At 70.0% G+C, this 467-nt stretch carries 1 protein-coding gene; it reads left to right on the forward strand.

From position 1 onward, the window contains the following. Positions 1–407 (forward strand): VOC family protein (locus tag AC5RWQ_RS30420; protein WP_494286034.1); only part of this gene is annotated, 407 nt, incomplete at its 5' end. Between the last annotated feature and the right edge of the window lie 60 nt (positions 408–467).

Here is a 467-nt window from a genome sequence, read left to right on the forward strand (position 1 = left end):
CCCTCGGCGCGGGCGACATCAGCGCTATGCGCTCGTTCTACCGCGCACTGGGCTGGCCCGAACTACCAACCAGCGATGACGGATGGGCCGCCTTCCAACTTGGCGGGGTTCTGCTCGCGCTCTATCCACTCCACGACCTGGCCGCCGAGGCCGCACCGAACATGCCCGACCCGGCCGGCGGCTGGTCCGGCGTCACTCTGGCCTGCAACGTCGACAGCCGCGACGAGGTGGATAAGGCCTTCGCTGCGGCCGTCGCCGCCGGCGCCACAGTAGTGGCCGAGCCGATCGACCGGTCCTGGGGTGGCCGCTCCGCATACATAGCCGATCCCGAGGGCAACCGCTGGGAGATCGCATGGGCGCGCACGGCGGTCTTCGACGAGCGCGGGGCCCTCGTCTCCTTCGGCTGAGCGACGAACGCTCTAAGATCGCCCTGCCGGGCGGTCTGACCCGCGCATTACGAGTCGGTG

It is taken from the genome of Micromonospora sp. BS32, assembly GCF_059089345.1.